Source organism: Streptomyces sp. NPDC059900, from assembly GCF_050270335.1.
Lineage (GTDB): Bacteria > Actinomycetota > Actinomycetes > Streptomycetales > Streptomycetaceae > Streptomyces.
In genome coordinates this window covers 1-6538 of the sequence record NZ_JBNNJZ010000466.1, presented here as the reverse complement: position 1 = coordinate 6538, position 6538 = coordinate 1, and the positions used below count along the sequence as shown (strand labels likewise).

Genomic DNA, 6538 nt, shown 5'->3' with positions numbered 1-6538 from the left:
GCCCCACCAGACCCCGCACCCCCCGCTGTTCCTGGCGTGCAGCAGGACCGAAACCCTCGAGCAGGCCGCCGAACTCGGCATCGGCGCCCTGGTGATGGGCTTCGCGGGACCGGAGTCGATCGCCGGGATGCGCGCGGCGTACGACAGTGCCATCGCGGCCCGCAGCGACGCGCGCTTCGTGTCCGCTGTCGTCAACGACCACTTCTCCGTGCTCTGCCCGACGATCGTGCTCGACGACCGGGAGACGGCCCGGAACGTGGGCATCCGCGGCCAGCGATTCTTCGCGCAGTCCATCGGCCACTGGTACGGCGGCGCAGGCATCCCCGACGAAGCCGTGGTCGAGGGCGCCGACGAGGCGGCCGCGATGCGGGAGGCCGCCGAGCAGGTCGTCGCCCGGCTGCACGAGCATGACATCCCGGTACGGCCCACCTCCACGGCCACCTTCAACGCCGAGCACGCCTACGGGACCGCCGACGACGCCATCGCGTACGTGGAACGGCTCCGCGACGCCGGGGCCGACGAGATCATGTGCCTCATCCAGATGGGCACCGTCCCGCAGGAAGCCTGCATGGAGACCCTGCGGCAGTGGGGCGAGAAGGTCATCCCGTATTTCCGCGCCCAGGAGTCCGGGTGACGGCGCCCGGAACGGCCCGTGACCGTCTCGCCCCCAAAGCCCGCCCCCTCGTCGACGCGCTGAGCGCCGCCTTTCCCGACCTCGGCGGCACCGTCACGGACGCGGCCGAAGCCCGACGCATCCTCGCCGCGACCCCCGCGCCGGGCAAGACCGCACCGCCCGTGGGAGCAGTCCTGGACCGGGTCGTCCCCGGCCCCGCCGGCGCCCCCGACCTGCCCGTACGGGTCTACCGCCCGGAAGGGGCGGGGCGCCCCCGCCCCACCGTCGTCTTCTTCCACGGCGGCGGCTACACCCTCTGCGGCCTCGACACCCACGACGCCACGGCCCGCACCCTCTGCGCCGCATCCGGCGCCGTCGTGGTCTCCGTCGCCTACCGCCTGGCCCCCGAGCACCGCTTCCCCGCGGCCGCCGATGACGCCTACGCGGCGCTGTGCTGGGCCGCGGCGAGAGCCGGGGCGGGAGGGCTCGGCGGCGATCCGGACGCCGTGGTGACGGCCGGGGACAGCAGCGGGGGAGGCCTGGCCACCGTCGCCGCCCTGACGGCGCGGGACCGCGGGGGGCCCGCCGTGGCGCTCCAGGTGCTGATCTACCCCCTGCTCGACGCGGCGCAGGACAGCGACTCGTATACGACGAACGCGTCCGGCTGCTTCCTCACCGCCGCGCACCTGCGCTGGTTCTGGGAGCAGTACCTCGGCCCGGACGGCGACGGCACCCACCCCTACGCCTCGCCCGCGGCCGCGGACCTGTCCGGGCTGCCGCCCGCGCACATCGTGACCGCGGGCTGCGATCCCCTGTGCGACGAGGGCGCGGCATATGCGGTCAGGCTGGGCCTGGCGGGGGTCCCGGTGACACGGGGGCACTACCCGGGGATGTTCCACGGCTTCCTGGGCTTCCCGCGGCTCCTGGACGATGCGCGGGCCGCGGTGGCGAATGTGGCAGAAGCGGTCGCCTCGACGGTTACCGACAGGAAAATCAGCGGTGATGTTGGGGGTGTCACAGGATAATTTCCTGAGCCTCCTCTTGTGGTGGAGAACCTCGCCCGCATACGGTGTTCTAACGCGAGGTTCTCCCGTGGAGGTTGACAAGTGACGGAAATTCTTGTGCAGAGGGTTACGGAAGGGGCGGTTCCTCCCGTGAGCGGGGGTGCCCCCGTGGGACGGGTCGTGGAGCACCCGGCTTGGCCGATGCTCAAGGACGCCGTGGAAGAGATCCGCCCGTGGCAGTCCGCGGACGGCTCGATCGACTTCGACGCGGAGGGCGCCCCGGCGAAGGCCGTGGCCGAACTCGCCGTCGACCGCGTGATATCCGGGATCGACCAGCTCGCCCCGCTCCTGCCGCACGACGCCGCGTACCACCAGGCGCTCGGCGCGGACCTGCGGCGCTGGGCCGACGACGGCTTCAAGGTGCCGGACTTCCTCGACTCGCTGCTCGCCTTCCAGCCCGCGGCCGACCGCCGCGACGGCCTCCAGCACCTCGTGGTCTTCCCGATGTACACGCAGAACGGCAACCCGGACCGCAATCTCGAAGCGGTCGTCCTTCGCATGGTCTGGCCGGACTGGCTGGCCGAGCTGGAGCGCACGCGCTACGACAACCCGCTGTTCTGCGGCATCACCTTCGAGGACTTCACCGCCGGGTACGACACGAACTCGGCCGTGCTCTTCCCGGAGACCATCGCCGTGCGCGAGGCCCCCGAGCGCTTCAGCTGGGGCGGCATCTTCTGCGACCGCGAGGCGGCCCGCTTCCGCCGCGTCACCGAGGCGTCCGTGGAGATCCTCGGGCTCGAACTGCCCGACGACATCCGCGAGATGGTCGGCGACCAGGACCGCTGCCAGCAGGCGTTCGTCCTGTGGGACATGGTGCACGACCGCACCCACAGCCACGGCGACCTGCCCTTCGACCCCTTCATGATCAAGCAGCGCCAGCCGTTCTGGATGTACGGCCTGGAGGAGCTGCGCTGCGACCTCACCGCCTTCAAGGAGGCCGTGAAGCTGGAGGCCGAGGGCGTCCCGCAGGCACGCGACGTGCAGTACGCCGTCCTCTTCGACCGCATGTTCCGCTTCCCGGTCACGGGCGACCGCGTCAAGAACTACGACGGGCTCGGCGGCCAGCTGCTCTTCGCGTACCTCCACAAGCACGACGTCGTGCGCTGGACCGACAACAAGCTCAAGATCGACTGGGAGCGCGCGCCGCGGGTCACCAACCAGCTGTGCGCCGAGATCGAGGAGCTCTACCGCGCGGGCATCGACCGCCCCAAGCTCGTGCACTGGTTCGCCGCGTACGACCTGGTCTCGCAGTACCTCGCCCCGCACCCCGGATCGCGCTGGGCCAAGGGCCCCGACGCCCTGGATGTGCAGCTTCCGCCCCGAAAACTGGTCGACGACGTGCTTCCGGACGAGTTTCCGCTCAGCATGTTCTATGAGGCGCTTTCCAAGAAGCTCAAGCGCGTGATCGCCGAAACCAAGGGGATCACCGCGGCGAGCGCCGAGCGGGTCGCCGCATGACCGACCGCACCACCAAGGAGGCGAGGACGATGTCCGCACTCGATGGAGCCGTGGTCGCGGTCGCGGGAGCAGGCGGCCCGGCGGGCCGTGCCACGCTGCTGAGGCTCGCCGAGGCCGGTGCCACGGTCATCGCCTCGGACGCCGACGCGGCGCGCCTGGCGGAGGCCGTGGACGCCGCGAGGTACGCGCACGGCGGGGCGACGGTCACCGGTGACACGGTCGACCTGCTCGACCTGGACGCCACCCGCGGGTGGGCCGCCCGCACGGAGAAGGAGTTCGGCCGGATCGACGGCCTGATCCATCTCGTCGGCGGCTGGCGGGGCAGCAAGAACTTCGCCGAGACCGACCTCGCCGACTGGGACCTGCTCGAAAAGCTCCTGATCCGCACGGTGCAGCACACCTCGCTCGCCTTCCAGGACGGCCTGCAGCGCAGCGACCGCGGCCGCTATCTCCTGATCAGCGCGGCCGGCGCCTCCAAGCCCACCGCGGGCAACGCGGCGTACTCCGCCTCGAAGGCCGCCGCCGAGGCCTGGACCCTGGCCCTCGGCGACGCCTTCCGCAAGGCGGGGGGCGAGCAGGGCCCGACATCGGCGGCTGCCATCCTGGTGGTCAAGGCGCTGGTGCACGACGCGATGCGCGCGGAGCGGCCCAACGCGAAGTTCGCGGGCTTCACGGACGTCACGGAGCTGGCCGATGCCATCGCCGGAGTCTGGGACCGGCCCGCCGGAGAAGTGAACGGAACCCGCCTGTGGCTGACCGAGAAGCCGTGACCGCTCGCGACACCCGTGACAGAGAAGCCGTGAACCCTCCGAAGACCGACGCACGCCGCCATCACGACCCGGACGTACGGGGGTTCGCGAGCGACAACTACGCGGGCGCCCACCCGGAGGTGCTCGCCGCCATCGCCCTTGCCAACGGCGGTCACCAGATCGCGTACGGCGAGGACGACTACACGGCCAACCTCCAGCAGGTCATCCGGGGCCACTTCGGCCCCACGGCCGAGGCGTTCCCGGTCTTCAACGGCACGGGCGCCAACGTCGTCGCGCTCCAGGCGATCACCGACCGCTGGGGCGCGGTGATCTGCGCCGAGTCCGCGCACATCCACGTGGACGAGGGCGGCGCCCCCGAGCGGATGGGCGGCCTGAAGCTGCTCACGGTTCCCACGCCCGACGGCAAGCTGACCCCCGAGCTGATCGACAAGCAGGCGTTCGGCTGGGACGACGAGCACCGGGCGATGCCGCAGGTCGTCTCGATCGCGCAGAACACCGAACTGGGCACGCTCTACACGCCCGACGAGATCCGCGCCATCTGCGACCACGCGCACGCGCTCGGCATGCGGGTGCACCTCGACGGCTCGCGCATATCGAACGCCGCCGCGTCCCTGGACGTCCCCATGCGGACGTTCACGAACGCGGTCGGCGTGGACATCCTGTCCCTGGGCGGCACGAAGAACGGCGCGCTCTTCGGGGAGGCCGTCGTCGTCATCAACCAGGACGCCGTCAAGCACATGAAGCACCTGCGCAAGCTGTCCATGCAGCTCGCCTCCAAGATGCGCTTCGTCTCGGTGCAGTTGGAGGCCCTGCTCGCCAAGGACCTGTGGCTGCGCAACGCACGGCACGCGAACGAGATGGCGCAGCGCCTCGCGGAGGGCGTGCGCGCCGTCCACGGCGTGGAGATCCTCTATCCGGTGCAGGCCAACGCGGTCTTCGCGCGGCTGCCGCACGACGTGAGCGAGCGGCTGCAGAAGCAGTACCGCTTCTACTTCTGGGACGAGGCGGCGGGCGACGTCCGCTGGATGTGCGCCTTCGACACGCGCGAGGAGGACGTGGACGGGTTCGTCGCGGCCCTCAAGGAGGAGATGGCGCGCTAGCCGTTCGCTCCCCATTCGCTGCATAGGTATGCGGTCGACCGTAAATCCATTTACGTGCGGTCGATCGCATTCCTATGCTCCCGTGGCATGCAGCTGATCCAGGAAAACCCTGACCTGTCGGCGTACTTGGCCGCCGACGACGTGGTCGACCACCACCACCCGCTGGTCCGCGAGACGGTGGCCGCTCTCGCAAAGTCATCCGCCGATACGTACGAGTACGCCCGCGCCGCCTTCGAGTACGTGCGCGACGTCATCCCGCACTCGCAGGACGCGGGCCGCATGGAGGTCACCTGGCGGGCCTCCGACGTCCTGAGGGAGCGCACCGGCATCTGCGTCGCCAAGTCCCACGCCCTGGCCGCCCTGCTGCGCGCCGAGGACATCCCGACCGCGTTCTGCTATCAGCGGCTGAGGGACGGCAACACCAGCGGCTACTCCCTGCACGGCCTGGTCGCCGTACGCCTCGACGGTGCCTGGCACCGGCAGGATCCGCGCGGGAACATCCCGGCCGGGGTCGACGCGCAGTTCCGCCTCGGCGAGGAGCGGCTGGCCTGGCCCGTGGATCCGCAGTCCAATGAAGTGGACTATCCGGTCCTGTACGCTGAACCGAGCCCAGTGGTGCTCCGGGTGCTCAAGGAAGCCAGGGACCGGCCGCACCTCTGGCAGATCTACCCCTCGGAACTGTGACGCACGAACTGTGAGGCACGACGGACCATGACCATCGACCTGACCGTCTCCGACGAGGTCCGCGCCCTCGCGCCGGGCTTCACCCACGTCGCCGTCGAGGCCTACGGGCTCGTCAACGGCCCCAGCACCGACGCGACCTCGAACCTTCTCGACGAGGCCGCACGCCGCCTCGCCGGGCGGCTCGACGGCCGCGCCCCGCACGAGGACCCGCACATGGCGGCCTGGCGCGCGACGTACACCGCCTTCGGCGCGAAGCCCTCGCGTACGCGCAACTCCGCCGAGGCCCTGGCCAAGCGCGCCCTCGCCGACGGCGGACTGCCGCGCATCAACGCCCTCGTCGACCTCTACAACGCGATCAGCGTCGCCCATCTGATCCCGGTCGGCGGCGAGGACCTGGACCGGATCAGGGGCGGCATGCGCCTGGTGCGGGCCACCGGCACCGAGGACTTCGTGACCATGGCCGGCGGCGAGCGGACCGTCGAGCACCCGGACGCGGGCGAGGTCGTCTGGTGCGACGACGAGGGAGTCACCTGCCGCCGCTGGAACTGGCGCCAGGGGCCGCGCACCCGCCTCACGGAGGACTCCGTCAACGCCATCTTCCTGCTGGAGGGGATGGGGCCGGACTCCGGGGCCGAGGCCGCGGGCAACGAACTGGCCGAACTCCTCGAGAAGTCCAGCCCCGGCGCGCAGCTCACCGTCCACGCGCCGGAGCGGGCGTCACAGCGCCCGGAGTAATCGATTCAGCTCGCCTCGGCGGCCTTGACCTCGGCCGGGGTCGGCGCGGTGCCGCCGAGGTGCGCCGGCATCCACCACGTGTCGTCCGGGCCCTTGGGGCGCACGGGGTAGGCG

6 protein-coding genes and 2 pseudogenes are annotated in these 6538 nt (G+C 71.1%); 7 read left to right on the top strand and 1 reads right to left on the bottom strand.

Annotated elements, in window-relative coordinates:
* The 7 genes and pseudogenes from ACQKIP_RS36310 to ACQKIP_RS36280 all read left to right on the top strand — a co-directional run.
* A pseudogene (locus ACQKIP_RS36310) lies at nucleotides 1-634 on the top strand (LLM class flavin-dependent oxidoreductase); the annotation flags it as partial.
* Nucleotides 631-1638, top strand: coding sequence for an alpha/beta hydrolase (locus ACQKIP_RS36305; RefSeq protein ID WP_365862537.1), 1008 nt, complete (start codon nucleotides 631-633; stop codon nucleotides 1636-1638). The pseudogene ACQKIP_RS36310 and the gene ACQKIP_RS36305, both read left to right, overlap by 4 nt.
* Before the next feature lie 81 nt (nucleotides 1639-1719).
* Entirely contained in the window at nucleotides 1720-3135 is a 1416-nt protein-coding gene (locus tag ACQKIP_RS36300) for a DUF6421 family protein (protein ID WP_365862539.1), read from the top strand.
* Nucleotides 3132-3905, top strand: coding sequence for an SDR family NAD(P)-dependent oxidoreductase (locus ACQKIP_RS36295; protein ID WP_365862541.1), 774 nt, complete (start codon nucleotides 3132-3134; stop codon nucleotides 3903-3905). Before ACQKIP_RS36300 ends, ACQKIP_RS36295 begins: the two co-directional genes overlap by 4 nt.
* A 29-nt stretch (nucleotides 3906-3934) precedes the next feature.
* Nucleotides 3935-5005, top strand: a complete 1071-nt coding sequence (locus ACQKIP_RS36290; protein WP_365862542.1) for a threonine aldolase family protein — start codon at nucleotides 3935-3937, stop codon at nucleotides 5003-5005.
* Nucleotides 5006-5092: 87 nt separating this feature from the next.
* Nucleotides 5093-5689 (top strand): transglutaminase-like domain-containing protein, encoded by a 597-nt coding sequence (locus ACQKIP_RS36285; RefSeq protein ID WP_365862543.1) that lies wholly within the window; start codon nucleotides 5093-5095, stop codon nucleotides 5687-5689.
* Between the two features lie 27 nt (nucleotides 5690-5716).
* The gene (locus ACQKIP_RS36280; protein WP_365862545.1) at nucleotides 5717-6424 is read left to right on the top strand and encodes a B3/B4 domain-containing protein; all 708 of its coding nucleotides are present in this window, start codon (nucleotides 5717-5719) and stop codon (nucleotides 6422-6424) included.
* Between the two features lie 5 nt (nucleotides 6425-6429).
* Here ACQKIP_RS36280 and ACQKIP_RS36275 read toward each other — a convergent pair.
* Nucleotides 6430-6538, bottom strand: a pseudogene (locus ACQKIP_RS36275) (1-acyl-sn-glycerol-3-phosphate acyltransferase); the annotation flags it as partial.